Below are 23,219 nucleotides of genomic sequence, written 5' to 3'. Positions count from 1 at the left end.
GAAGAACATGGGTGACGCATCCGACCCAGCGCCGAGCGACGACGTAGTCGACCGGCTGGAACGCGGCGATGTAGAAGCGGCCACCGCGTCGCTCGATGAACTGCGGGCGGCCGACGCCGAGGCGCGAATGGAGGCGATACGGTCGCTACAGCGGTTCGCCGAGGAGGCCCCGGAGGCGTTCGAGCCGATTGCTTCGGCGCTGGTCCCGTTTCTGACCGACGAACAGCGCTCGATTCGGCTCTCGACGGTCAAACTGTTCGTGGCGGTGGCCCGAACGGCGCCGGAGGCGGCACTCGGGGGCGCCGACGCACTCGCCGCACGACTCGCCGACGACGAGGAGTTCTACTACGTCCGTGCGCGCTCGGCGGAGGCACTCGGCTATCTCGCGCTCGAAGTGCCCGAAGAAGTCGTCTCGCCCGGGGTACTCGCGGACCTCCGAGTCGGACTGGAGTTCGACGAACCCGAGGTACGCGAAAAACTGGCGAAGGCGTTGGCCCACGTGGCGGTGGCGAGTCCCAGTCGACTCCGACACCACGTTCCGACGCTCGCGACCCACCTCGGTGACGACAGCGAGGAAATCCGCTATCACCTCGCGACGGCACTACTCGCGGTCGGCTGTACGGCGCCCGAGGCTGTCGCCGACGCAGTCGAGGAACTCTCCGCGCGGTTGGACGACGACTCCCCGTACGTCCGCGGGCGGGCGGCCGAAGCGTTGGGACTCGTGGCTCGGGCCGACACGTCGGCAGCGATACCCGAATCGAAACTGGTTGCCATGGTCGAGGCCGATGGCGATGGCGACGACGAGGCGTTCGCGACCGAGCGTGTGCGGTTCGCACTCGCCGGTGTCGAGGAGGCGGGGTCGGAGGATTTCGACGAGGACATCGGTTCGCTGACAGCGGTTCGTGAACGCACGGACGACGTACTCGGAGCGATGCGAAGAAGCGACGAGTCGGCGTGTCCGCAGTGTGGCCTCGAACTTCCCGAGGGCGGCCCGCCGATGTGTCCCGACTGCGGTGCGCCACGCTGACCCGCGTCGTTTTAGGCCCACCTAAGATTCGAAACTGCTTTAGTTCTTTAGGGAAGCCTAAACCACATGGCGAACGATTCGTGGCGCGACGCGGCACCGACACGGAGAGACACCATCAAGTACGGCGGGGCGGCACTCGGCGGTGGACTTCTCGCGGGGTGTACCGACAACGTCGGCTACTCCGGTGCGGACACCGAGGGGAAGTACTCGGTGACGATGGCGCCGGTGGGGTCCGTCGAATTCGAGGAAGCCCCGGAGCGTGTCGTCCACTACTTCCCCGACTACGGCGACATGGCCGTCGCGTTGGGCCACGGCGACTCGATTCTCTCGATGGGGCTGCCTTCGCGGTACCACACCACCCACTACGAGGAACTCAACGGTGTCAGCGTCGACGCGGAGTCGCTGACGCGACTGAGCGACAACGGCATCGACAGAGAACTCTTCTACGAACTGGACGGGGACCTCCATCTCATCGACCCCGAGTGGCTCATCAACAACAGCGCGTTCAAACTCGAAGAAAGCGACATCGAGGAGGTCGGCAACACCGTCGCGCCGTTCATCGGGAACACGATTTTCCGCCGGACCGACGAGTGGCACGACTACCGGTATTACACGCTGTACGAGGCCTTCGAAAAGGTCGCCAAGATTTACCAAGAGCAGGAGCGGTTTACCCAACTCAAGCAGTTCCACGACGACGTTCTCGCCGACGTTCAGGCCGACCTCCCGTCGGCCGACGACCGGCCGAACGCACTGTTGACCTTCGCCGCCGCAAACGAGCCCGAGGCCTTCTACCCCTACCGCGTGAGCGACCAAGGGACGAACAAAAAGCAGTTCCGCGACCTCGGCATCACCGACGCACTCGCCGACACGGGAATCGAGGGGCTTTCGACGACCGAGCGGGGCCAAATCGACTACGAGACGATGCTCGAGGTCGACCCCGACTCCATCCTGATTCGCGGCCACGAGAACAAGAGCCGCGCGGAGTTCGAAGACACCGTCCTCGCGTTCATGAAAGACCACGAGACGGCCTCGGAGTTGACGGCCGTCCAAAACGACATGGTGTTCCGCGGCGGGCCGATTTACTCCGGGCCGCTGCATCACCTGTTCCTCCTCGAACGCTACGCGACGGGGTACTTCCCCGAGGCGTACTCCGGGGAGTTGTTCGACCGTGGGGAACTCGCGGCCATCGTCACCGGTGAGGAGTAGATGACCGACTCGAATCGACCGTCTCACCGACACACCCGAGGGAGGTGTCGGCGGTGAGTTCGACCGTCGACTACGATGTGGCCGTCGTCGGCGGTGGCCCCGCTGGGTGTTCGGCCGCCGTCTTCCTCGCCCGTGAGGAACTCGACACCGTCGTCTTCGACCGGGGCCGGTCGTCCATCCGGAAGTGTGCCTACCTAGAGAACTACCTCGGCTTCCCCGACGGCATCGATGTCGAGACGTTCTACGAGTTGATGCACGACCACATCCGAGCGGCGGGGTGTGACCTCCGCTCGGACCTCGTCGAGTCGGTCGAACCCGATGGCGAGGGCTTGGTCGTCGTCCCACAGGAGAGTGGGTCCGTAACCGCGAGACGGGTCGTCGCGGCGACCAGATACGACGGCGAGTACCTGCGTGGCCTCGGCGACGACGAAGCGATGTTCGAAACTATTGACCACGGCGAGGAGACGACCGAGCGCTTCGACCGCGAGTACGCCGACGCAGACGGAACGACGCCAATCGAGGGGCTGTACGTCGCCTCCCCCGCGACGGTCGCCGACAAACAGGCCATCATGGCCGCCGGTCGGGGCGCGCGGGTCGCCCATCGCGTCGTCGCCGACAGCAGACTCGACGACGGTTGGTGGCCCGAGGCCGCAGACCACAAAGACTGGATGCGGCGGGCGACCAGTCTCGACGGCGAGTGGACCGACCGAGAGCAGTGGGTCGAGTGGTTCGAGGAATATTACGGCGACGACGCGCCAGTCGACCCCGGCGAAGACCGCTTCGAGCGCGTCAGGGACGCCTACATCGACGCCCAGCGGGAAACGTATCTGACCGACGCGGAAATCGACGCGCGTGGGACATCGGGTCATGAGGCGCTCGCGTCGGCACTCGACACCGACGCCGTCGTGGACGGAATCGGTGAAAAGGCGCTCTTGGAAGCAATCGACGACGAGACAATTCGTGCCTACCACAGCGACCAGCCAGAGGGGGTCCGTAATGAGCAGTGAATCCGTCAAATCTGGACGACCGAGCGAGCGCCGCCGGAGCAGTCGGTTCGCGTGGCTGTTCGACCCGAAACTGCTGACTACCGCGGCCGGAAGCCTCGTTGTCGTTGTCCTCGGCGGTCTCGTACAGGTGAGTTTCGGCGCCTACTCGATGACGTTCGCACAGGCATGGGGAGCGGTCTTCGACCCACAAGTACTGTTCAACGCACAGGCGTGGAACGCCTTCCTGCTCGGTGGCGAACTGCCGGAGATGAGCACCGAGAGCCTCATCGTCTGGAACATCAGGCTACCGCGCGTGCTCGTCGGCATCATCGTCGGGATGAACCTCGCCGTCTCGGGCGCCATCTTTCAGGCCGTCACGCGCAACGAACTGGCGAGTCCGTTCATCCTCGGCGTCTCCTCCGGGGCTGGACTGATGATTCTGTTGACGCTCGTGGTGTTCGGTGGGCTGTCGGCGTTCCTGCCGCTCATCGCCGCAGCCGGCGGCGCGACGGCGTTTCTCATCGTCTACGCAATCGCCTGGAAGAACGGCACCTCGCCGGTCAGACTCGTCTTGGCTGGCGTCATCGTCGGCACCGTCTTCAACAGTCTCCAGACGGCGCTGTTCTTCTTCGCCGACGACATCGGCATCGTCCAGTCGGCCATCGCGTGGACGACCGGGTCGCTCACCGGCACCGACTGGGCGCAGGTTCGACTGGTGTTGCCGTGGTCGGTCGTCGCCATCCTGTTGGCCGTCGTCGGCGCCCGGCAGTGTAACGTGATGTTGCTGGGCGAGCGGACCGCCAAGTCGCTGGGGATGTCCATCGAGAAGGTCCGCTTCGCGCTCTCGGGCGTGGCCGTGTTGGCCGCCGCCGCCAGTATCGCGGTGGCGGGCATCGTCGGCTTCGTCGGCCTCATCGTCCCCCACGTTGTGCGGAATCTGGTCGGCAGCGACTACAAGAAAGTCATCGTCGGCTGTCTGTTCGTCGGCCCGGCGTTGATGGTCGGCGCCGACGTGGGCGCCCGTCTCGCGTTGAACCCCGTCCAGATACCGGTCGGCATCGTCACCGGGCTGGTCGGAGGGCCGTACTTCCTGTATCTGATGCGGAAGAAGCAGAACATGGGTGAAATCTGAAATGGTGTTCAACGTCGGTTCGCTACGACACTCGGACGGAAGCGAAGACGCTGTCGACGACACCCCGACATCGAACGCCCCCGAAGGCGGAGCGAGCGACCTCGCCGGCGAGGGGTTGGTGCTGGGGTACCCCACGATGGAGGACCCGGTCGTCGACGGCGAGAGTATCGTCGCCGAACCGGGAGCGGTGACGGCGCTGGTCGGCCCCAACGGGTCCGGGAAGAGCACGCTCCTGAAGGGGTTGGCGAAGCAACTCGACCCCGACGACGGCTCGGTGTTGGTCGACGGCCGCGATGTCCACTCGATGGGGACGAAGGAACTCGCCCGAAAGCTCGGTTTGCTCTCCCAAGAGAGCACCTCACCCGACTCCATCACCGTCGAGGACCTCGTGTATCACGGCCGGTATCCCCACCGCGGCTTCTTCGAACACGTCACCGAGGAAGACCAACAAGCGGTCGACCGGGCCATCGAGTTGGCCGGCTGTGAACACCTCCGAAACCGGGAGGTCGGCAGCCTCAGCGGCGGCCAGAAGCAGCTGGCGTGGATTGCGATGGTGCTCGCCCAGGACACCGATGTGTTGTTGCTCGACGAGCCGACGACGTTCCTCGACCTCCATCACCAACTGGAAGTGATGGAGATAATCGAGACGCTGCGGGCGGACAGCGACATCACGGTCGTCGTCGTGCTCCACGACATCGAGCAGGCGGCGCGACTCGCCGACCGCGTAGTCGCCCTCAAGGACGGCGAAATTCAGGCCCGCGGACCGCCCGAAGCCGTCGTCACCGAGGAGCTGCTCGCGGAGGTGTTCCGCGTCGACGCCGAGGTGGTGCCGACCGACCGCGGACCGCGAATCACACCGCTTCGCGCCCGACACGAGGACGAAGACGACGCGGACGCGGTTGAGGCGAAGGAGTCGACCGAAGGGGAGGCACGGTGGTGACCGAGGAGACGTTCGAGCCGACAAGTCGACGACCGACGAAGATACCCCTCCAACACGCTGTTCAAACATTTTAGGCCAACCTAAAAATCGAAGCAGTTATAATATTTTAGGCTAGCCTAAAACCATGTCCAGAGACGACGCGATACGCGGGGGACCGACGCGCAGAGACACCATCAAATACGGCAGTGCCGTCGCAGTCGGCGGCTTGCTCGCCGGCTGTATTGGTGAGACCGAACCCGCCGAGGAATCGGAGGGGGACGACGACACCGACGCCTACACCGTCGAGATGGCGCCGATGGGCGAGGTAAGCTTCGAATCGGTCCCCGAACAGTGGGCGGCCTACGACGGCGGCTACGCCGACATGGCCGTCGCGTTGGGGCAGGCCGACGGCCTGACCGGCGTCGGTGGCGCCGACCGTTACTACACGTACGTCTACGACGAACTGCCAGGCGTCTCGGTCGACCGCGAGACCATCGAGGCCAATCCCGAGGTCCGAACGAAAGAGGAGTTCTACGAACTCGACAGCGACCTCCACCTCTACGACCCCGGGATGTTGCGCAACTGGTTCGATTGGAGCGACGCCGACGTCGAGGAAATCCGGACGAACGTCGCCCCGTTCCTCGGGAACCTCATCTTCCGGCGCTCCGACGAGTGGCACGACTACCGGTACTACACGCTGTACGAGGCCTTCGAGAAAGTCGCGAGGGCCTTCGACGAGACGGAGCGATACGAGGCGTTTGCGGCCTTCCACGACGAGTTCATCGCGTCGATTCAGAGCCGCCTGCCGCCGGCCGACGAGCGGCCGAACGTCTTCCTCACTTTCGAGGGGACGAACGAACCCGCGACGTTCTCGCCGTACCGCCTCAATGACAAGGGCACGAGCAAGAAGCAGTGGAACGACCTCGGCGTCACCGACGCCCTCGCCGGCACCGACATCGACAACCTCAGCACGACCGACCGCGGCGAACTCGACTACGAGAACCTCCTCGAAATCGACCCCGAGGTCATCCTCGTCCGCGGCCACGAGCGGAAGTCCGCCACGGAGTTCCGCGACACCGTTCTCGCGTACATGAAGGACCACGACGTGGCGAGTGAACTGCAGGCCGTCCAAGGGGGCCGCGTCTACCGCGGCGGCTACCTCCATCAAGGGCCGATTCACAACCTCTTCCTCACCGAACGCGCCGCTCAGCAACTGTACCCCGGGGAGTTCGGCGAGGTAACGAGCGACGAACAGCTGTTCGACCGCCAGCGCGTGGCGGACATCATCAACGGGGAGTTCTGACAATGACGAACGACACCACGGTCAAGGCATCGACACGACGCGATATCGTGAAGTACGGCGGCGCAGTCGTCGGCGGGGGACTGTTGGCTGGCTGTACCGGTAACGGCGACCCGGACACGCCTGAAGGGACCGACAGCCCCGACGAAACCTCGTACTCGGTGGAGATGTCACCGGTCGGTGACGTGACGCTCGAGGAGCCACCGACCGACGTGTTCACCCACTTCCCGTGGTTCGCCGACATGGCGACGGCACTCGGGCAGGGTGACAGCATCAACAACGTCTGGTGGGACGGAACCGCCTCGACGCTGGAGTACTTCACTTCCGACCTCGAGGGCGTCGACATCCCGTGGCGGGACGAAACTGAGTCCTACGGCTTCACGAAAGAGCAGGTGTACGAACTCGACAGCGACCTCCATCTCGTCGACCCGGCATGGGTGACGACACAGGACAACTGGACACGGGCGGATATCGACGAGGTCACGAACAACGTCGGGTCGTGGCTCGGGAACTACTACAGCAACTTCCACGCGACGCCGCCTGACGACTGGGCGGACGGCTACGAGTACTACGAGCTGTGGGAGCTGTTCGAGCGAGTCGCGACGCTTTACGGGGAGCAATCGCGATACGAGGCCCTTGCGTCCGTTCGGGAGAACATGCTCGAAACGATAGAACGTGAGCGGCCGCCGGAATCGGACCGACCGACCGTGGCGTATCTCTCGATTTCGACGGACCTCTCGGCCATCTACCTGCTTCGGTTGAACGCCCCCGGCTACTTCAACGCCCACAGCCGACCGCTCGGTGCTGTCGACGCCTTCGGTGACGAACAGTGGGACGGAGCGTTCAAACAGATCGATATGGAGGCGCTGCTGGAGGCCGACCCCGACGCGATACTCGCGCTGTGGACGGTCACCGACGCCGTCGGCTTCGAGGCGATGGTACAAAACCTCCGAGACGACCCCGCCGGCAGCGAACTGCGTGCCGTCAACAACGACCGGGTGTACGTCCAGGGAACGCGGTGGCAGGGGCCGTTGATGAACCTCTTCCAGATGGAGATGACCGCCAAGCAACTGTATCCCGAGCAGTTCGGCGCGTGGCCACGCTACGAGAACGGTGATACCTATCCCGTGTTCGACGAAAGCGAGCGGCTGTTCGACCACCAGCGACTTGCGGACATCATCAACGGAGACATCTGAACATGAGTGATGACACCACCGGACCGACCCGCAGAGACGCCATCAAGTACGGTAGTGCCGTCGCCGCCGGCGGCCTGTTGGCGGGCTGTACGGCCGGCGACAGCTCAGATGACAGTCCCGAATCGACGCCGGCCAAAGAATCGGACGGCTACTCGGTGACGATGGAACCGGTCGGGACCGTCGAGTTTGACGGAGTTCCGGAGACCGTCGCGCCGTTCACCCCGGATTACATCGATATGATGGTCGCGTTGGGGCAGGCCGACGCGGCCGAAACGGTCTGGTATCAGAACCGGTACAAGACGAGACACTACGAGGAACTCCCCGATGTCGGCATCGACACGGACCGACTCACGCCGCTGTGGAACGACGGCATCTCGAAGGAGCTGTTGTACGAAATCGATGCCGACCTCCACCTCATCGACCCTCACTCGCTGACCAACTGGCTCGACGATTGGCCGGCCGAGGACATCGAGGAGATAGAGACGAACGTCGCGCCGTTCCTCGGGAACCTCATCTTCCGGCGAACCGACGAGTGGCACGACTACCGGTACTACACGCTGTACGAAGCCTTCGAGAAGGTCGCCGCGGTGTTTCAGGAGCGCGAGCGGTTCGAGGCGATTCAGTCGCTGCACAGCGAGGTGGTCGCCGAAATCGAGGCCGAACTCCCACCGGCCGAGGAGCGACCAGATGGTGCGCTGCTGTTCGCCGGCGACGAACCGGACAGTTTCGCGCCGTATCGGGTCTCGGGAATGGGAGCCAACAAGGAGCACTTCCACACACTGGGTATCGACGACGCCTTCGAAGGCACGAAGGTCGAGGGTTATTCGGGGTCGCAGTCGGTTGACTACGAGACGCTGTTGGAAATCGACCCCGATTCGCTGTTGCTCCGGTATCACGGCAACAAGACGCGCGAGGAGTTCGAGGAGACGACGCTGGCGTACATGCGCGAGCACGACGTTGGGAGTCAGTTGACGGCCGTCCAAGAGGGGCGGGTGTTCCGCGGCAGCCCGATTTACTGCGGGCCGCTGCACAACCTCTTCATGCTAGAGCGGTACGCGACGGCGTACTTCCCCTCGCGGTTCGATGGCGAACTGTTCGACCGCCAGCGAGTGGCAGACATCATCAACGGAGAGAGCTAACGATGAGCGACGACGAGACGATTCGACAGACAGCACCGACGCGCAGAGACGCCATCAAGTACGGCACCTCCCTCGTCGGGAGCGGATTGGTCGCCGGCTGTGTCGGCGACGGTTCAACGGGGACGGCTGACGAGGAGCCGCCGAACACTGACGACGGCCATTCGGTGACGATGGAGCCGGTCGGCACCGTCGAGTTCGACGCCGTGCCCGAACAGTGGCTGGCCTACACCGGCGATTACGCCGACATGGGCGTCGCTTTGGGACAGGCCGATGGCCTCGAAGCTATCGGGGTTCGCGCCCGCTTCGGCACCCACTACTACGAGGAACTGCCGGGCGTTGCCGTCGACGACAAGGCGCTCACCCAACTGTGGAACGACGGCACCGACAAGGAGGTGTTCTACGAACTCGACCCCGATGTCAACGTCGTCGACCCGAACTTCATGGTCAACCGCCTCGGGGTGAGCGAGGCCGACGTCGAGGAGATACGCGACAACGTCGCCCCGTTGGTCGGCAACACCGGCTTCACGCGGGTGTACGACTGGCACGACGACTATCGGTATTACTCGATGTACGAGGCCTTCGAGAAGATGGCCGAGCTTTTCGACGAGCGGGGCCGCTACGAGGCCTTCGACGAACTTCACGACGAGGTTCTTGGAGATGTACAGGACCGTCTTCCGTCGGAGTCCCCGGACATCGCGGTGTTGTACCCCGCCGAGATGCCGCCGGAGTCGTTCTACCCGTATCTCGTCGGCGAGGGCTTTCAATCGAAGCAGTTCCGCGACCTCGAAGTCGGCGACGCGCTGGCGACCAACGGCGTCACGGACGCCCAAGTCGACGGCGGCACCATCGACTTCGAGACGCTGCTGGACATCGACCCCGACGCCATCGCCGTTCGCATCCAGGGCGAAATCACCGACGCGTACTTCGACCGCGAGATTCGCTCGCATCTCGAGGACCACGACGTAGCCAGCGAACTGACGGCAGTCCAGGAGGGCAGGGTGTTCTACAGCGGGCTGACGTATCAGGGGCCGATACTCCACCTGTTCCAACTCGAACGGGCCGCCCGCGGGATATATCCCGAGACGTTCGGCGCCGACGAAGAGCTGTTCGACCGCCAGCGCGTCGCGGATATCGTCACCGGTGATGTCTGAATGCGTGCGCGGACGTGGGCCATCGCGGGCTGTTACCGCGAGCCAGAGGATTACGGTATTCCGGCGCTGCCGGATTGGGAGGTCTGCCGACTGGAATGTGGCAGCCTCGCCTTCGCCGAGGAGGGCGGCGAGCCGTTCATCACCGCCGAGAACCCGACGAAAGTGCGTCGCTGACCCGACAGGAGAGCCCACCTGAACAACCCACTGGGAGAGACCAACCATGATAGGAACGACACTGGGCGACATTCGCGACCACATCGAATCGCTCGCCAGCGAGGACGGCCGCTACTACGTCGCCTGCGCGCGGACGGGGTGTCGGCCGGTCCCGGCCGACGAGTTGGCCTTCGACAGTCGAGCGAGCGCCCGCGCGGCCGCACAGGCGACCGAACAGTACCGGGCGACGCTTCGACGATACGACCCGCAAGTCTCGTATCGCGACATCATCGTTCGCGAGGAGTTGCCGGGCTGGGAAGCGTCGGACGGGACGCCACTGGCCGACCGAACGCGTGAGTTGCCGCCGACGCCGCCCGAACGCGGAGGAACGGACGCTATCGAGTTCTGTCACACCGTCGCCAGCGTCGTCTTCGAGGCCATCGCCGGGTCGGCCCACGGCGACTTACAGGACGCTATCATGGACACGTATCTCGACGCCGCCGAGGCGGTCGCATCACCCGACGAACTCTGTCTGCGACTGCTCGAAAGCATCGCGACGGAACTCGACGAGCGGTTGGCGCCCGAGGAACAAGCGGCGGTCCTACGAGAGGCGGCGGCGAACTTGCCACGCGACGACGGTGGCGTCTTGGCGCCCGAACCGCTCGCGGAGACGCTGGATTCACTGGAGGCGGTCGGACTCGTCGACGACTATCGCATCGAGCGGTGTTCGGCAGCCTCGGGTGGCGAATCGCGGTCGTGGACGGTGTGCATCGAGGGGTACAGTCTCGACGGGACGCCGGGTCGGGTCGTGACGCTGCCGTTGGTGGTGCAGCTGTTCGACCGGTTGGCGACGCGGTCGGTGACGATTTCGGGCGCAGAGCGTGTCGAAGGGTCGGGGTCGTGGCGGCTGTCCATCGAGACGAACACGACGGGGCGTGTCGGCGGCCTCGCTTGCGTGTCAACGGAGGGGTGTCCGTGAGCGGAATCATCGACCCGATTCGGGCGGCCATCGACCGCGTCGACGAGGAGGTGGCACACGTCGAAGCCACGTCGAGGGCTTTCGAGCGCTTCGACGCCGAGGTCCGAGCCCTCGACCCGGCGTCGCTTCCGAACGGCGGTGGCGGCGTACCAGCCACTGGCGAGGTGACGCCAGCGGCGCCAACAGTACAGCAAGGGCCGGCGACTGCAGAGGCCGAGGAGGTTCGGTCGCTGTTCGAAGAGACCGTCCGCCCCTACAGCGTGGCCGACCTCGAGGAGTCGGAGCCGCTCACGGCAACGATGAGCGAGGAGTTGGGCGAGGGCATCGCGGCCGTGTTGGACCCCTCGACACCCGGACAGTTCACGGCCGAGGTCCAGCAGTCGATTCACAGTGCTGTCGAGCAACGACAGGCCGAGCTGCGGGCGATGGAGCGCGCTCTCGACATCGAGCGGGAGTCACTGGGCGAGTCGTTGGAACGACTGGAAGGGACGTGTGAGTGGCTCGATGCGGCCGACGAACGGCCACTGTCGGTACTCGGTTTCGAGGCGCTTCGGGAGCGCCACGAGCGGCTCGAAACCCACCGAAATCGGTGTGAAACGGTCGCTACAGACCGACAGGCGGTACTCGACCGAACGACGAGCGAGGGAGCGAAAACGGGCCTCACACATCGGTCGCTCGTTGCGTACTTGTCACAGGAGCGTTCGACCACGTTTCCGGAGTTGTCGGCGGCCGCTCGCCTCGACGCGATATGTACTGAGTGTCAACGAACCGTTCGCGACCATCTCACCAGACGCGCATGACCGACTCGGGACCTCGCAAACAGCGCGGTCGGACGAAAGCGTGGCTGTATCTGGCGCTGTTCGGGTCGGATTCGGAGGGTGGCGTGGCTGACGAGGAGTCTGATGCCTCTGGCGAATCCACGGAGGGTGGTCGTTGAGATGGCGAGCGCCGTGCGGTATCTCCTCGTTATCTACATGGAGGGTGGTGACGACCACCCGGTGTCGCCGGGGCGACTCGCCGAGAGACTGGAGAAGTCGCCGGCGGCGACGACCGAGATGCTCCAGCGCCTCGAAGCCGACGGGCTGGTGGTCCACGAACCCTACGAAGGAGCGACGCTGACTGACGAGGGACAGGAGACCGCCGAGGAGTTGCACGACACCTACCGGACGCTCTCGCAGTTCTTTCGGGAGGTACTCGGGTTGGAGGACTCGGAAGCCGAGGCGATGCGGATGGCCGGGAGTGTCAGTCCGGCCGTCGCCGAGCGACTGGCCGTGACGCTGTTGGGTGATACTGCGAATTCGGAGCCGGTCGCGACGGCAAGCGAGGCGGGCGAGCGTTGACCGGGACCGAAAACGCTTTTACTTTAGGTGTACCTAAATCAGGTAATGACGGCGCGTGCCCGGCGGCGTTCGGAACGGCGCGTTGATTCCGACGCCGACTCCAGACCCGATGTGTGCCAGTGTGAGAGTTGTCCCGGCAAGTCCGTGTTCATCGAAACGGACAACAACGACGGCTGGATTGCGAGTGACTTGACGGTCGACGTTCGACGGTGAGTACTCGTGGACGATTCTGACTCAGCTACCGAGGACGAGCGGACGACGATTCGGGCGGGTCGGGCGTTCGAAACCGAATACCGCCTTGACTCGAAGGAAGCCGGCGAGTTTCTGATAGCGCTGGGAGAACAACTCAGAGACGGCGACGAACTCACGCTCGTCGACGAGGAGTGGGAACTCCCGTTTGCCTTCGGTGAGCCGGTCGACGTCGAAATCGACTTCGACGGCGTCGGTGACCAAGAGTTAGAAATCGAGGTAGAGATTCCGGGACGAAGCGACGAGTCGGCACCCGACGTTCGATAGTCAGTCGGCGTTACTTCGTCGCGGATTCGAGGACGAGCGAGTCGTCTTCGAGGTAGTGTTCGATGTGGTGGGTGTGTTCTTCGAGCGTTTCGAGCTGTTCGCGGAGCATCTCGCTGGTCGCGTAGTCGCCGAGGCCGTCGGCCAACTCGATGTGTTGCCGGTAGCTCTCGATCATGTCGCCCATCATCTCGAGGTCGTTCTCCAGCGACGTTCGGATGTCGTAGACGTCCTCGTCTTCGGCTTCGACGGTGGCGTTCTCGGCCAGCGTCGTCATGCTGGCGTGCGGAACGCCGCCCAGCGCCTGCAGGCGCTCGGCGAGTTCGTCGGCGGCGTCTTCGACGTCCTCGTACACCTCTTGGAGGAACACGTGGATGTCGAGGAACTCTGCGCCCTCGACGTTCCAGTGGTGCTTGTGGAGTTGGTGATAGAGGACGTACGCGTCCGCGAGGTCGGTGTTCAGCGCGTCGATAATTTGTTCGGCTTTCTCGGTGTCGAGTCGAAGCGCGTTCTCCTCGACGGTGTCGGCCTGCTGACGAGTGGTCTTCTGGGTGCTCATTACACCGGTAGTTGGGTCGCCAGCGACTTATAATTTATCAATATGCAAATATTTTTTTCGCCTCGCCTAAAATCCGATTATCCGTCGGTACCGTACTGCTGACAGCAATCAGTCGTCGGCATCCAGCAACTCGACGTCGACTGCGGTGTCGTCGTTCGCGAATTCGGGTGGTTCCGCCGATTCAGCAGGGTCGTCCTCGTCATCGTCTTCGGTCTGTTCGTGACGCCACGCCTCTGGTTCCGTGCCGAGTGTGTGGTGACACATATGTTGACTCTCCACATGATGTTTTGACTCCAGCCGCAAAACCCTCACGGCTAGTCGGATCAGGTCTCGAAGGTGATGGTTTCGAGGTCCAACTCCAACTCGGCGACGTGGTCGTTGTAAGCGTCGACGAACCCCCCGAATCGGGGTGCGTACTCCCGTACGTCGGCCGCAGAGGGTGGGCCGTACTGGGAGAGGACGTACACGCCGCCCGAGCCGCCGGCCCGGAGATACGACGCACCGTCTTCGTCCCACTTCAACTCCCAGCGGGTGCCATCGATTCTGGCGGCGAAGGTGCCGTATTCGGTGCCCTCGTAGCGCCGCAACTCGCCGGCCATCCGATCACAGCAGGCCTCGATTGTCTCGACAATACGGTCGCGTTCGGTGACGACGCTCTCGGTTGATTCCACCGTTGGGAAGGACGCGTCGACTGCATCAAGCAGGCCGGCCAGTGAGTCGACGTAATCGTTGTACGCCGCCACAAAGGCGGGGTAGTCTTCGAGGGCCTCCGCCAGCGCCTTCGGTTCGGCCGGTTGTTGTGTCGAGATGACGTACGTCTCGCCGCCGCCACGCGGCTCGAAGCGGAGGTATTCGAGGTCGCCTGCCTCGTATTTCACCGTCCACTCGCCGTCGTCGGTCGAAAACGACCGCTGGCCGTAGTCGCCGCCGTCGACGCGGGCAATGTGGTAAGCGATGCGACCCGCGTGGTCACGGACTGCAGCGAGGAGTTCCTCACGCCGCTCTGCGACCGCCTCCACGTCGGCGAGGTCCAAATCCGCAAACGAAGTCATACCCACTCTGGGTCGCCATCGCTGATAACCCTCGTGGCTGCTGGTCGGACTGGGAGCTGAGGTCGGTTTTCCGGTCGTGATGGTCTGGCGGAAAGCGAGTGGTTTTTACTGACTGATAGCCTCACTCGTGGTATGGCTACACGTGGCCCGCAACCGACCGATGGGACCGCCGCTGGACTCCCCCGTGTTGTACCCTTCGACGTACCGCAGGTTACCCGGCTGAGTTGGGAACTCGGCTCCCGTGTCGTTGAGGACGGCGTCGAACTCGGTACGTGGGAGCGAGTCGGCGGCGCGTGGACGCTCTCGATATTCCGTGCCACGAGCGAAACGGTCGTACTCCGGTTCCAGACACCCGCCGGTCGAGAGCGATTTTACGGCGCCGCCGAGATGGATATTGACTCGGTTCGGCCGGAGTTGGTTTCGGCACCAGAGTGGGAGCAATCGGAGTGAGGGTGACAGACTCGAACCGACGTCGAGGATGATTGCGTGAGAATAGCGGCATCCTTCACTCGTTCAGATTCGGAGTCGATGGGGTAGCGTCCCAGCCAACTCAGTTTGTGGAGTTAGCCTTACGTCGCCAGCGTCGAATATCGGCGTGGTCTGCGTTAACCCGTTCTACTGTGACGGAGTTGCCGTTCCGTCCGCACTCTCTTCGGAGTTCGAGTCATGGCTACTGCCAGCGTCGCTTGCACCCGCGCTTTCGGAGGCCCAGCCCATACTTCCACTATGGAGTATCACACCGTCTTCAGTGGTTATCTCCACAGAGGTCGGACTGGTAACGGGCGAAACAGCGCTCGAATCAGGCCGGTCAGCCGTCACCTGGAGGTCCTGCGACGACGTATCGAAGTACAGGTAGCGCCTGTCACCAGCAGATAATGAACTGTTCAGGCCCACCGTGTCAGTCGTCCCATTGGACTTCACTTGCACCGTCGTTCCTCTTGGGACGACGTCACCTTCGGAATGTTCGAGCACAAGATACGAGTTGTTTTCCACAGTAACGGAGAGCTGGGTCTGCAGCGTTGCGCCTGGCGGAACGTCGTTCACCCAGGCTGGTTTTTGAACGCTTTCGACACCGACTTGCTGCAGCTCGTAGCTATAGGACACCTGGTCGCCGTCCTGCGTCAGCGTCACCGTGACGTCCTGAATTTGGCCGGACTCGTTGACAACCAAACGCCCCTCGAACTGCTCGAGATTCGCCATCGACGTATCTGCTGGTGACGCACTGTCAGCAGTCAATACGACCATTCCGTCGTCGGTGGTCTCGTTGGCAACCTCGAAATTACCTGCTGCTAGAAATGTCTCCATCGAGGAGAGCATCGTGAGTCGGTCGTCATGTCCCTCGAGGACGCGATAGTTCGTCTGCTCGCCCGACGAGGTGCGAACGAACTGCGTGGTTTCGTTGCTCCATTTGTCGATTGACGTTTCCTCATCCGGACTCGCTACCCCCGACCCTGAGAGGCGGTACGTCGAGAGATTCGCCCCGATAACGAGCCGAGCGTCGATATTCATCTCTCTCGAGGACTGATTAATCTGGACAGTCGCTCCATTTGTTGTTACCGCCTTCCGGTTTGCCTGGATGAGCGCCGAGTCATTCGCGAGCGTCCCGTTCGTGACACCCGGGACCTCTTCAGGTGAGCTAGCTGTCGAGTCGGAGGGTTGTGTCTCCGCACCCAAACCGCCAATACAACCCGCCAGCAAGAGTATTGGGACGAGTGCGAGGACTACTTTAAGTCGTGTCACACGCAATCATCTCCCGATGGATGCATAGGGGTTGAGTAAGCTCAAACGGCTCTTTGTGTGTGGCCTTCACACGTCTTGGGTCGGGTGGGCCCACGAATGCGAGGTGGGTGTAAAAAGGAGTGTCTTATTTCTAACCGCTGCATATCGTCACCGGGGGACCGAACTTCGTCGAATATTTGCCAGTCAATGGCTCTGTTGAAACCCGCAGTGGCTGATAGTTTAGGAAGGTTATGCTGCATAGAGGGCGCGTATCAGCCTCTGAGATCTCGGGTGTTGGAGAGTGGGTGAATCGGTAGAGACAGGGAAAGTCCCTCTCGTTCAGGACAAGCTACCTACTGAGAAAATGCGGCGGCGTGCGCCGCTGCGTATCCCGGAGTGCAGCATACGATAAGCGGGTATCGGATGTAACGCGAACACGAGTCGATTGGCGTCGTCTACGCCAGTGCAATCCCGGCACCGACGGCGAGACTCGTCAGTGCGAGGCCAACGAGCGCGACTGTTGTCCGGTCGTGATGTCCGTCGAGATCGTCGTCGGAGTCGAACCCACGACCGGTCAGAACGCCGAGGCCGACAGCGACCGCGGAGAGACCACCGGCGAGTGCCAGCGTCGTCCAGAGTTCGAGTCCATTCTGTGCGACTTCTCGTGCAGCCGTCCCGGCGAGAAGGACGCCAGTAGTTATCGGGGCCGCGGCTGTCGCTTTGTTGGAGGGCATGGTTGGATTTCCAACGCGAGTTTGAAAATGATGGCGATGCCGTTCTGTAGACGGTAATCAGTACAGAGAGGGTGGTTCATATCAGGTTTCGTTATTCGGGTCAAAGGCGTAGTAGACCACAGTCATCGTGACACCCATTGCTACTGGCCCAAAACTTCCATCGCCCGGAAGCAGGAGTCGAACAGCAAACACACCCACAGCAGAGACGAAACCAACGAGGAGAGCGTAGGAAACACGGGATAGTTGACGCACTCGATCATCCAGATGTCGGTACATCTCTCGGAGAGTATCCATACGCGTTATTCTCATAGGCGGAGATATGTCTCTTTCCGTCAAATAGACCGAATATTAGTCAGCGTGAGCGTCCATACCGCCTGACCGTTCGGACACTCCAACTGCACGTTCTTCGTCGCACTCCCCCGTGTAAACTCAGAGATATCGTGTCCGCAATCGCACGCAAATTCAACTTCCATAGGGACAAACCGAATGAAATGCGCTCAACATTGTGTTCTAATATATTAGGCCGGAGTAGCGGGTGGCGTTATCGGGGGAAACCGCGAGTGAATCATGTGCGGCCTCCGGGACCACCACGCTAGCAACAAGCACTATCAACACCAGTTCGGAATGCCATCCCCATCGTCATCGGATGACGAACTCGGCGGGAGGTTCGGGTCAGACGGTGCAGTCCATTTGTTGACGACGAGTTCGTCCCCATCGTCGGTCTCCCAGATAATCCAGTAACTATCCCCTTTCTCACAGATGGGCTGGAGGGCTGAATCACTTTGGAAGCCGTCGATATGAACGTACTCGCCGGCTCTAACCTCAGGGCCACCCGTCCAGACATCGTTCCACCTGATCGTGTTCCCGGCATCGTCTTTGATGATGATGTTGTCGGCGTCAGCGGTCTTCCCGAAGTTGTGCGTAATAGTCACATACGGTCTATCATCCGTGTTATCTGTCCCGGATGCCACGTACTCCTGATCGAACGCGCCGCTCGGTGCCGGCTCTTGGAGTTCGTCCTCGAATCCGAGCGCCATTGTTGAGAGGACTGCAGCAAGCAAGATGACGATTGCAACCATCAACACGGCACCCACAACGGGAGAAACGCCACGCTCCCCAAGACGAACCGCCTCTGGAGTGGAGGGCGTCATAGATATATTTAGGATGGCATCCGCGTTGGATAAACCCAATCACCCGTTTTCAGGCGTTGATAACACTCCGGTGTCCGAACGTGTCCTCCCTCCCTAAACCGGGTTCGGCAGTGAGTCGGCTCACTTGGCGAAAGGCGGTGGCGCTGGCTTACGGCCCCTCTTTGCCGGATCGGAGACTCGTCAGCGTGAGCGTCCACACCACACCACAGTTCGCACACTCCAACGGTACGTTCATCGTCGCCTCCCCCGGGTAAACGCAGAGACATCATGCCCGTAATCGAACGCAAATTCGACGTCTATGCGATGACACACCAACGTGATTTAGCAAACCAGTTTCTCCGAAGAGAGTAGAGACAGCTATCCAACAAAATACCTGTCAGCGTCACTCAGTCGATCTCAGGATACCCAGCCAGCTGAGATTTCTCTGCCTTGCACTCGAAAGATATCGGTCCTGGTCCGGTCTTAGGCATCGTATGTTGAAAGCGTCGACGATGAGCCACCGCCGTCAGCCGTCCAAACGAAGCGGTATGTCCCACCGGCGTCTCCGGTGGGGATATTGGCGCAGGTGTCGCCCGCAGTAATTTCAGCATTCGAGTCGCTCCAGTCGTTGTTTACGTCACAGTCGTTCGTCGAGTCGATGTTATCGCCGCCAGTCACGATCACCCGGTCCACAGCGACGGTGTCGCCGCCCTGATGCGTCAGTTCAAGTTTGGTGTCGGTCGGTTGGTCCCACGTCCACTGTGCGTTCGGACTCGTCTGTTGGACTTGGTCACCCAAGCCGAGAACGAACGTTCCGATGACAGCCGCGAGAATCACAGTGGTCGCGACCATCAATATCACTCCGATGACCGGGGAGACGGCTCGTTCGTCGTTCTGTGCAGTAATAGTCTGTGTGAGTTGCATGGTGAATCAAGTGCAACTACCGACGCGTCCGGCTTCGTGGACAGTAGAAGCACGGATCAGCTAATGAAGCTACGAGATAGCTCAAACACTGAGCTACCGTTGAGTACAATCGGGTGTCAGTAATCGACATCGGGATAGCCGGCTAATTGTTATTTTGTATGTCTTGCTTCGCAATTGCTACCCGTCGTCGCGCGGGTCGACACCCAACGCCACCATCCCGTCCAGCGAGACCTCGACGCCCCGACTATACGGTGCCGCGGATTCGCCAGTCACGTCCTCGACAAGTGCCGCGAACTCACGCCTGAAGTGCTGCGGTCGATCTACCAACACCCGCGTCGGCTCATAGGATTCGTAGTGGCTGTCGAGCCCCCGCTGGCGTACGAACAACTCACAAAACCGCGCTCGGGACTGAATATCGATTTCGTTGAGGATTGACGGCAATCGGTTACGCCGCACGTCTTCACGCCCTGCCGGGACACCGAGTACGTAGAGCATCCGTCCCAACACCGAGCCATTCGTTGTGGGGTGGACCTGTGGTGGTCGCTCCGGGTCGTCGGTTGTGACCGTCTCCGAGTCGACACCAACTGCAGCAAACGCCTCGTGCAGCTCGTCGAGCGTCACGCGCCAGCCAGCCGAGGCCCGCGGCCCGTATTTCTCGCCTTTCAGCGACCCTTTCCCGAGGACGTATCCAATTAGCGCTACCAACGAGCGCGTCGCTTCGTCGCCGGGTGAAAGGTCCAGCCACCCATGCGAGAGCGCCGTCTGCAGGCCTTGATACGGTAAGGAATCGCGTCGTCGTCGACCCAACGCCGAATCCATGACCGCGGGTAGCCGGCCTTCTGTGCCACGAACGACGAGCCCCGCTCTGGATACTTCCCACGAACTGCCTGGACCTCTTCGAAGGCCTCGATGATATCCCAGGTGTCTTCGAACCCGCGGCTGCTGTAGGTACGGACGAACGCCCGCTTTGCAGCCGCTGTGTCGGTGGGTGTTTCAAGCAAAATACTGGAAAATCGGTGTCGGCGTTAGTTCACTTCGTACGTCGAAAGCGTCGAGGAGGACCCGCCACCTTCGGCCGTCCAGAGTAGACGGTAAGTGCCCGAAGCGGATCCGCCCTGAACGACATCACAGGTACTACCGGCGGTAATTGTCGAACCGCCACTCCATTCTCCAGCGACTCCACAGTTGTCGGTCGGGTCAACGTCGCCAGAGGTACTAGTGACCTCAAGTCGTGCTGGGGTGACGCTGTCGCCCCCTTCGTGCGTCAATTGGAGTTTTGGGTTGGTACTCTGTTGATCCCAATTCCACTGTGCGTTCGGACTCGTCTGCTGGACTTGATCGCCCAAGCCTAGGACGAACGTCCCAATGACAGCGGCAAGGATGACCGTGATTGCCACCATCAGGATAACCCCGATTACTGGTGAGACTGCCCTTTCCGATTCGTCGGCCGTAAATAGTTCTGTAAGCTTCATTGTTGGAAATTCGAATTTGATGACATTACGGCGAGTAGTCGTAGGTCGTTAGTGTGGATGAAGAACCACCGCCCTCGGCGGTCCAGACAAGTCGGAGCTCGCCGCTTGACAGGTCTTCGTTCGCGATGCTCAGGGTACTCCCTGCTTTGATTGGGTCATCACTAAAGCCAGTGGATTCCGCATCACCGGAACCTTGGAAGCTTCCCCCATCGGTTAGGTCGTCGCCGTTTGGACCGCTCCCGAGTGCGTCGCCGCTGAGGCTCAGGGTATTAACTGCTATCGAGTCTCCTCCTTCATGCGTAAGGTTCACGTCATCACTGGCATCCACATCTCAGTTCCACTGTGCGTTCGGACTCGTTTGTTGGACTTGGTCGCCAAGTCCTAGAACGAACGTCCCGATGACGGCGGCGAGGATGACGGTTATTGCCACCATCAGGATAACCCCGATGACGGGTGATACGGCACGGTTGTCGTCGTCTGCTGTGAACAGGTGTTTCAGTTCCATGATTTGGTGCAGCGCACACCCACTGCGGGTAGAGTACGCTTATCCTATCCAATCAGAGGCATTTGTAATAAAGGTGTAAGCCGACTCAAGCCGTGAGTCGGGGTGCCGAAACTCACAGACGGAAGTCTCCTGAGTGGCATTTTGAAAAGTCACGAAAACGACCCCAGCGGCCGGGGGTCGTAGGTGTGACGCTGACCGCACCCGGTAGTGGGCGCACACCGACGTAGGGCATGGAATCTCCCTGCGGTGCATTCACGTCTTTCGTGGCAACGCGCATAAAACACCCGGCCCGTCTTCAGGTTGTGACGACACACCAAGTGGTAGGGATAGCCGACAGAATGAGTTCACACCCTATCGACTCACTTCTCCGTTAGAGTGGCGAACGAGACGGCCAAGAGTGGCGAAAACGCGAACCCTGAGAACTGTCGCTGTGGGAACGTAGGTATCAAAAGCGGAAGCGGGCAATGGGCCGGCACGAATTTGAATCGTGGTTACGGCCACCCGAAGGCCGAAGGATACCAAGCTACCCCACCGGCCCGCACTCGGTAGGAAGCCGGCATCGACTTTAAGGGTTATGATGCGGCTCGATTCAGAGCGCCTCGGGTTCGGAGGTCGGCTCGACAGTACCGCCGCCGCTGCCGGGTTTCTCGCCGCTGACCTGTAGGTAGGCGTCGGCGAGGATGCCGTAGCCGACGATGGAGAACACCGACGTGAGCGCGAGGCTCAGGATTTGTCCGGCGACGGGGCTGACGAAGGAAGCCACCGAACCGATGCTACTTCCGACGCCAGTGACGACGCCGACGATGAGACCGAGCGCGAACAGGCCCCAACGATTGCCGCTTGCGAGTTCCCAACTGCGACTCAGGGCGTCGATAGCGCGTTCATCCTCAACACCGACGGCGAAGATGACGAAGATGAAGCTAATCGCGAGGAAGATGCCGGGAACGAACAGCAGGATGAACCCGATGGTGACCGCGATGGTGACGACGATGTTGGCACCCACGGCCGAAACGAGCGCCCGACCCATCCGACGGGTGAACAGCTCTCCGGAAAGGGAGTCGAGTTCGGACTGCTCGCGGGTCAACGCCCGCGTCGCAGCGATGTAGAGAACGATACCGAACACCAATCCGAGGAGGGCGATGACGCCAGCGACGGCGGCCGGAACCGGCAGCGCGAAGCCGAGCTGGCCGGATTGTTGGGCCTCCGGCGGGAGGATGTCGACGAAAATCGCGTTGATCGACCCGAGGAACAGCAGTTGATACACGAAGGTCAGTGCCATCAGGACGCCACCACTGTACGTGAGCGACCGGCGAATACCGTCGCCGAGCGCATCACCGATTTGGAGGGACATACGCGACGGAATTCGCCACCAGTTCACTTAAAACCCCGTCAGAAGCCGGAGATGTCGGTCAATATATACCGAACCCGTCGGTGTCGAGGTAGTTGTGTGCGACCGTGATGGCGTGGTCAGCGTGGAGGGGTTCCGGGCCGAGTGAGACGCGTTCGTCGGCCACGTCGGCGAGGAGCGCGGCTTCGGCGTCGGTGAAGTCGTGGTGGTCCGAAAGGACGAACACTGGGTCACTTGGCGGGTCAAGGTCAACGACCGGCCGGCCGTCCTCGTGCAGTTCGACGAGCGTGCTCTCCTCGGCGACGGAGCGGACGGTCGACTCGAAGTCACCCTTGCCGATGTAGACGCCGGGAGAGGGGTTGGCCTCCATCGCACCGATGGCGCCCTCACGAGCCTCCAACGCGCCGCGAATCAAGGCAGCCGTCGACCGCTCGTCGGGGTTGAGACGCCGCAGTTCCGCGCCCTCGAAGCGGACGACGTACTCGTCGGCCAAGACGAGATGAGCACGGACGTTCTCGCGGAGTGTGTGTGAGAGGAAGAACGCACTGTTGACACACCGACACAACACGTCGAGGCGGCCGGCACCGGGCAAATCCTCAAGCGAGAAGTCGGGGGTCGTTGGCGCGTCGTGGCCGACGACGACGAACTGGCGCATACGATGGGGTGGGACGGCCGGGATATAGGTCCCGCGTTCGAGCGAGGACGGTGAGTTTATAGCCTCGGGGTTGTCAGACG

Annotated in this window: 28 protein-coding genes, 1 tRNA gene and 1 pseudogene; 17 read left to right on the top strand and 13 right to left on the bottom strand. The window is 61.9% G+C overall.

What is annotated here, in order from left to right; translation table 11 throughout:
* Positions 1-7: 7 nt before the first annotated feature.
* The 16 genes from NMP98_RS00305 to NMP98_RS00230 all read left to right on the top strand — a co-directional run bounded on the left by NMP98_RS00305 (position 8) and on the right by NMP98_RS00230 (position 13,044).
* Entirely contained in the window at positions 8-1,027 is a 1,020-nt protein-coding gene (locus NMP98_RS00305) for a HEAT repeat domain-containing protein (protein ID WP_254859434.1), read from the top strand.
* Positions 1,028-1,093: 66 nt separating this feature from the next.
* A complete protein-coding gene (locus tag NMP98_RS00300) occupies positions 1,094-2,233 on the top strand; it encodes an ABC transporter substrate-binding protein (RefSeq protein ID WP_254859433.1) in 1,140 nt (379 codons plus the stop codon).
* A gap of 53 nt (positions 2,234-2,286) precedes the next feature.
* Positions 2,287-3,240: an NAD(P)/FAD-dependent oxidoreductase gene (locus tag NMP98_RS00295; RefSeq protein WP_367997247.1), complete on the top strand. Its 954-nt coding sequence runs from the start codon at positions 2,287-2,289 to the stop codon at positions 3,238-3,240.
* Complete coding sequence (locus tag NMP98_RS00290) at positions 3,230-4,351, top strand: FecCD family ABC transporter permease (protein WP_254859431.1); 1,122 nt, start codon at positions 3,230-3,232, stop codon at positions 4,349-4,351. The genes NMP98_RS00295 and NMP98_RS00290 overlap by 11 nt, the downstream gene beginning before the upstream one ends.
* 1 nt (position 4,352) lies before the next feature.
* Entirely contained in the window at positions 4,353-5,291 is a 939-nt protein-coding gene (locus NMP98_RS00285) for an ABC transporter ATP-binding protein (protein WP_254861344.1), read from the top strand.
* 124 nt (positions 5,292-5,415) lie between these two features.
* Positions 5,416-6,573 carry an ABC transporter substrate-binding protein gene (locus NMP98_RS00280; RefSeq protein WP_254859430.1) on the top strand — a complete coding sequence of 386 codons (1,158 nt, stop codon included), beginning with the start codon at positions 5,416-5,418 and terminating at the stop codon, positions 6,571-6,573.
* A gap of 2 nt (positions 6,574-6,575) precedes the next feature.
* Positions 6,576-7,766 (top strand): ABC transporter substrate-binding protein, encoded by a 1,191-nt coding sequence (locus NMP98_RS00275; RefSeq protein WP_254859429.1) that lies wholly within the window; start codon positions 6,576-6,578, stop codon positions 7,764-7,766.
* A gap of 2 nt (positions 7,767-7,768) precedes the next feature.
* Positions 7,769-8,905 carry an ABC transporter substrate-binding protein gene (locus NMP98_RS00270; protein ID WP_254859428.1) on the top strand — a complete coding sequence of 379 codons (1,137 nt, stop codon included), beginning with the start codon at positions 7,769-7,771 and terminating at the stop codon, positions 8,903-8,905.
* 2 nt (positions 8,906-8,907) lie between these two features.
* Complete coding sequence (locus NMP98_RS00265) at positions 8,908-10,056, top strand: ABC transporter substrate-binding protein (protein ID WP_254859427.1); 1,149 nt, start codon at positions 8,908-8,910, stop codon at positions 10,054-10,056.
* Positions 10,057-10,230: a hypothetical protein gene (locus tag NMP98_RS00260; RefSeq protein WP_197424681.1), complete on the top strand. Its 174-nt coding sequence runs from the start codon at positions 10,057-10,059 to the stop codon at positions 10,228-10,230.
* Positions 10,231-10,276: 46 nt separating this feature from the next.
* Positions 10,277-11,188 (top strand): DUF7551 domain-containing protein, encoded by a 912-nt coding sequence (locus tag NMP98_RS00255; protein ID WP_254859426.1) that lies wholly within the window; start codon positions 10,277-10,279, stop codon positions 11,186-11,188.
* On the top strand, positions 11,185-11,988 hold the full coding sequence (locus NMP98_RS00250) for a DUF7260 family protein (protein WP_254859425.1): 804 nt from the start codon (positions 11,185-11,187) through the stop codon (positions 11,986-11,988). Before NMP98_RS00255 ends, NMP98_RS00250 begins: the two co-directional genes overlap by 4 nt.
* Entirely contained in the window at positions 11,985-12,125 is a 141-nt protein-coding gene (locus NMP98_RS00245; protein WP_254859424.1) for a hypothetical protein, read from the top strand. Before NMP98_RS00250 ends, NMP98_RS00245 begins: the two co-directional genes overlap by 4 nt.
* Position 12,126: 1 nt before the next feature.
* The gene (locus tag NMP98_RS00240; protein ID WP_254859423.1) at positions 12,127-12,528 is read left to right on the top strand and encodes a metal-dependent transcriptional regulator; all 402 of its coding nucleotides are present in this window, start codon (positions 12,127-12,129) and stop codon (positions 12,526-12,528) included.
* Between the two features lie 45 nt (positions 12,529-12,573).
* Positions 12,574-12,741 (top strand): hypothetical protein, encoded by a 168-nt coding sequence (locus tag NMP98_RS00235; protein WP_254859422.1) that lies wholly within the window; start codon positions 12,574-12,576, stop codon positions 12,739-12,741.
* Positions 12,742-12,747: 6 nt separating this feature from the next.
* Entirely contained in the window at positions 12,748-13,044 is a 297-nt protein-coding gene (locus NMP98_RS00230; RefSeq protein ID WP_254859421.1) for an amphi-Trp domain-containing protein, read from the top strand.
* 10 nt (positions 13,045-13,054) lie between these two features.
* Here the strand turns inward: NMP98_RS00230 and dpsA are convergent, their stop codons facing one another.
* The 3 genes from dpsA to NMP98_RS00215 all read right to left on the bottom strand — a co-directional run bounded on the left by dpsA (position 13,055) and on the right by NMP98_RS00215 (position 14,652).
* On the bottom strand, positions 13,055-13,600 hold the full coding sequence (gene dpsA / locus NMP98_RS00225; protein ID WP_254859420.1) for a DNA starvation/stationary phase protection protein DpsA: 546 nt from the start codon (positions 13,598-13,600) through the stop codon (positions 13,055-13,057).
* A 108-nt stretch (positions 13,601-13,708) separates the two neighbouring features.
* The gene (locus NMP98_RS00220; RefSeq protein WP_254859419.1) at positions 13,709-13,864 is read right to left on the bottom strand and encodes a hypothetical protein; all 156 of its coding nucleotides are present in this window, start codon (positions 13,862-13,864) and stop codon (positions 13,709-13,711) included.
* Positions 13,865-13,923: 59 nt separating this feature from the next.
* Positions 13,924-14,652, bottom strand: a complete 729-nt coding sequence (locus tag NMP98_RS00215; RefSeq protein WP_254859418.1) for a profilin-fold protein — start codon at positions 14,650-14,652, stop codon at positions 13,924-13,926.
* A gap of 132 nt (positions 14,653-14,784) precedes the next feature.
* On the opposite strand from NMP98_RS00215, the gene NMP98_RS00210 reads away from it, so the two are divergent.
* Positions 14,785-15,102, top strand: coding sequence for a hypothetical protein (locus NMP98_RS00210; protein WP_254859417.1), 318 nt, complete (start codon positions 14,785-14,787; stop codon positions 15,100-15,102).
* Positions 15,103-15,267: 165 nt separating this feature from the next.
* Here the strand turns inward: NMP98_RS00210 and NMP98_RS00205 are convergent, their stop codons facing one another.
* The 10 genes and pseudogenes from NMP98_RS00205 to trmY all read right to left on the bottom strand — a co-directional run bounded on the left by NMP98_RS00205 (position 15,268) and on the right by trmY (position 23,139).
* Positions 15,268-16,392, bottom strand: coding sequence for a DUF7537 family lipoprotein (locus NMP98_RS00205; RefSeq protein WP_254859416.1), 1,125 nt, complete (start codon positions 16,390-16,392; stop codon positions 15,268-15,270).
* Positions 16,393-16,826: 434 nt separating this feature from the next.
* Entirely contained in the window at positions 16,827-17,105 is a 279-nt protein-coding gene (locus NMP98_RS00200; RefSeq protein ID WP_254859415.1) for a hypothetical protein, read from the bottom strand.
* A 608-nt stretch (positions 17,106-17,713) separates the two neighbouring features.
* Entirely contained in the window at positions 17,714-18,256 is a 543-nt protein-coding gene (locus tag NMP98_RS00195; protein ID WP_254859414.1) for a type IV pilin domain-containing protein, read from the bottom strand.
* Positions 18,257-18,718: 462 nt separating this feature from the next.
* Complete coding sequence (locus tag NMP98_RS00190) at positions 18,719-19,159, bottom strand: type IV pilin domain-containing protein (protein WP_254859413.1); 441 nt, start codon at positions 19,157-19,159, stop codon at positions 18,719-18,721.
* A 177-nt stretch (positions 19,160-19,336) separates the two neighbouring features.
* Complete coding sequence (locus tag NMP98_RS00185) at positions 19,337-19,978, bottom strand: hypothetical protein (RefSeq protein ID WP_254859412.1); 642 nt, start codon at positions 19,976-19,978, stop codon at positions 19,337-19,339.
* A 206-nt stretch (positions 19,979-20,184) separates the two neighbouring features.
* Positions 20,185-20,631 carry a type IV pilin domain-containing protein gene (locus NMP98_RS00180; protein ID WP_254859411.1) on the bottom strand — a complete coding sequence of 149 codons (447 nt, stop codon included), beginning with the start codon at positions 20,629-20,631 and terminating at the stop codon, positions 20,185-20,187.
* Between the two features lie 25 nt (positions 20,632-20,656).
* Positions 20,657-21,136, bottom strand: a pseudogene (locus NMP98_RS19500) (type IV pilin domain-containing protein).
* Positions 21,137-21,601: 465 nt separating this feature from the next.
* Positions 21,602-21,674, bottom strand: a tRNA-Pro gene (locus NMP98_RS00170).
* 51 nt (positions 21,675-21,725) lie between these two features.
* Positions 21,726-22,487 (bottom strand): DUF7847 domain-containing protein, encoded by a 762-nt coding sequence (locus tag NMP98_RS00165; protein WP_254859409.1) that lies wholly within the window; start codon positions 22,485-22,487, stop codon positions 21,726-21,728.
* A gap of 58 nt (positions 22,488-22,545) precedes the next feature.
* Positions 22,546-23,139 carry a tRNA (pseudouridine(54)-N(1))-methyltransferase TrmY gene (trmY, locus tag NMP98_RS00160; protein WP_254859408.1) on the bottom strand — a complete coding sequence of 198 codons (594 nt, stop codon included), beginning with the start codon at positions 23,137-23,139 and terminating at the stop codon, positions 22,546-22,548.
* Positions 23,140-23,219: the final 80 nt, after the last annotated feature.

The organism is Natronomonas gomsonensis, assembly GCF_024300825.1.
Lineage (GTDB): Archaea > Halobacteriota > Halobacteria > Halobacteriales > Haloarculaceae > Natronomonas > Natronomonas gomsonensis.
Note: the sequence above shows the minus strand (reverse complement) of the source record. Positions and strands in the feature narration are given on the sequence as shown.

Coding starts and splice junctions, on each gene's coding strand:
- NMP98_RS00305 (WP_254859434.1), top strand. CDS start 8: ATGGGTGACGCATCCGACCCAGCGCCGAGCGACGACGTAGTCGACCGG.
- NMP98_RS00300 (WP_254859433.1), top strand. CDS start 1,094: ATGGCGAACGATTCGTGGCGCGACGCGGCACCGACACGGAGAGACACC.
- NMP98_RS00290 (WP_254859431.1), top strand. CDS start 3,230: ATGAGCAGTGAATCCGTCAAATCTGGACGACCGAGCGAGCGCCGCCGG.
- NMP98_RS00285 (WP_254861344.1), top strand. CDS start 4,353: ATGGTGTTCAACGTCGGTTCGCTACGACACTCGGACGGAAGCGAAGAC.
- NMP98_RS00280 (WP_254859430.1), top strand. CDS start 5,416: ATGTCCAGAGACGACGCGATACGCGGGGGACCGACGCGCAGAGACACC.
- NMP98_RS00275 (WP_254859429.1), top strand. CDS start 6,576: ATGACGAACGACACCACGGTCAAGGCATCGACACGACGCGATATCGTG.
- NMP98_RS00270 (WP_254859428.1), top strand. CDS start 7,769: ATGAGTGATGACACCACCGGACCGACCCGCAGAGACGCCATCAAGTAC.
- NMP98_RS00265 (WP_254859427.1), top strand. CDS start 8,908: ATGAGCGACGACGAGACGATTCGACAGACAGCACCGACGCGCAGAGAC.
- NMP98_RS00260 (WP_197424681.1), top strand. CDS start 10,057: ATGCGTGCGCGGACGTGGGCCATCGCGGGCTGTTACCGCGAGCCAGAG.
- NMP98_RS00255 (WP_254859426.1), top strand. CDS start 10,277: ATGATAGGAACGACACTGGGCGACATTCGCGACCACATCGAATCGCTC.
- NMP98_RS00245 (WP_254859424.1), top strand. CDS start 11,985: ATGACCGACTCGGGACCTCGCAAACAGCGCGGTCGGACGAAAGCGTGG.
- NMP98_RS00240 (WP_254859423.1), top strand. CDS start 12,127: ATGGCGAGCGCCGTGCGGTATCTCCTCGTTATCTACATGGAGGGTGGT.
- NMP98_RS00235 (WP_254859422.1), top strand. CDS start 12,574: ATGACGGCGCGTGCCCGGCGGCGTTCGGAACGGCGCGTTGATTCCGAC.
- dpsA (WP_254859420.1), bottom strand. CDS start 13,600: ATGAGCACCCAGAAGACCACTCGTCAGCAGGCCGACACCGTCGAGGAG.
- NMP98_RS00220 (WP_254859419.1), bottom strand. CDS start 13,864: ATGTGTCACCACACACTCGGCACGGAACCAGAGGCGTGGCGTCACGAA.
- NMP98_RS00215 (WP_254859418.1), bottom strand. CDS start 14,652: ATGACTTCGTTTGCGGATTTGGACCTCGCCGACGTGGAGGCGGTCGCA.
- NMP98_RS00210 (WP_254859417.1), top strand. CDS start 14,785: ATGGCTACACGTGGCCCGCAACCGACCGATGGGACCGCCGCTGGACTC.
- NMP98_RS00200 (WP_254859415.1), bottom strand. CDS start 17,105: ATGCCCTCCAACAAAGCGACAGCCGCGGCCCCGATAACTACTGGCGTC.
- NMP98_RS00195 (WP_254859414.1), bottom strand. CDS start 18,256: ATGACGCCCTCCACTCCAGAGGCGGTTCGTCTTGGGGAGCGTGGCGTT.
- NMP98_RS00190 (WP_254859413.1), bottom strand. CDS start 19,159: ATGCAACTCACACAGACTATTACTGCACAGAACGACGAACGAGCCGTC.
- NMP98_RS00185 (WP_254859412.1), bottom strand. CDS start 19,978: ATGGATTCGGCGTTGGGTCGACGACGACGCGATTCCTTACCGTATCAA.
- NMP98_RS00180 (WP_254859411.1), bottom strand. CDS start 20,631: ATGAAGCTTACAGAACTATTTACGGCCGACGAATCGGAAAGGGCAGTC.
- NMP98_RS00165 (WP_254859409.1), bottom strand. CDS start 22,487: ATGTCCCTCCAAATCGGTGATGCGCTCGGCGACGGTATTCGCCGGTCG.
- trmY (WP_254859408.1), bottom strand. CDS start 23,139: ATGCGCCAGTTCGTCGTCGTCGGCCACGACGCGCCAACGACCCCCGAC.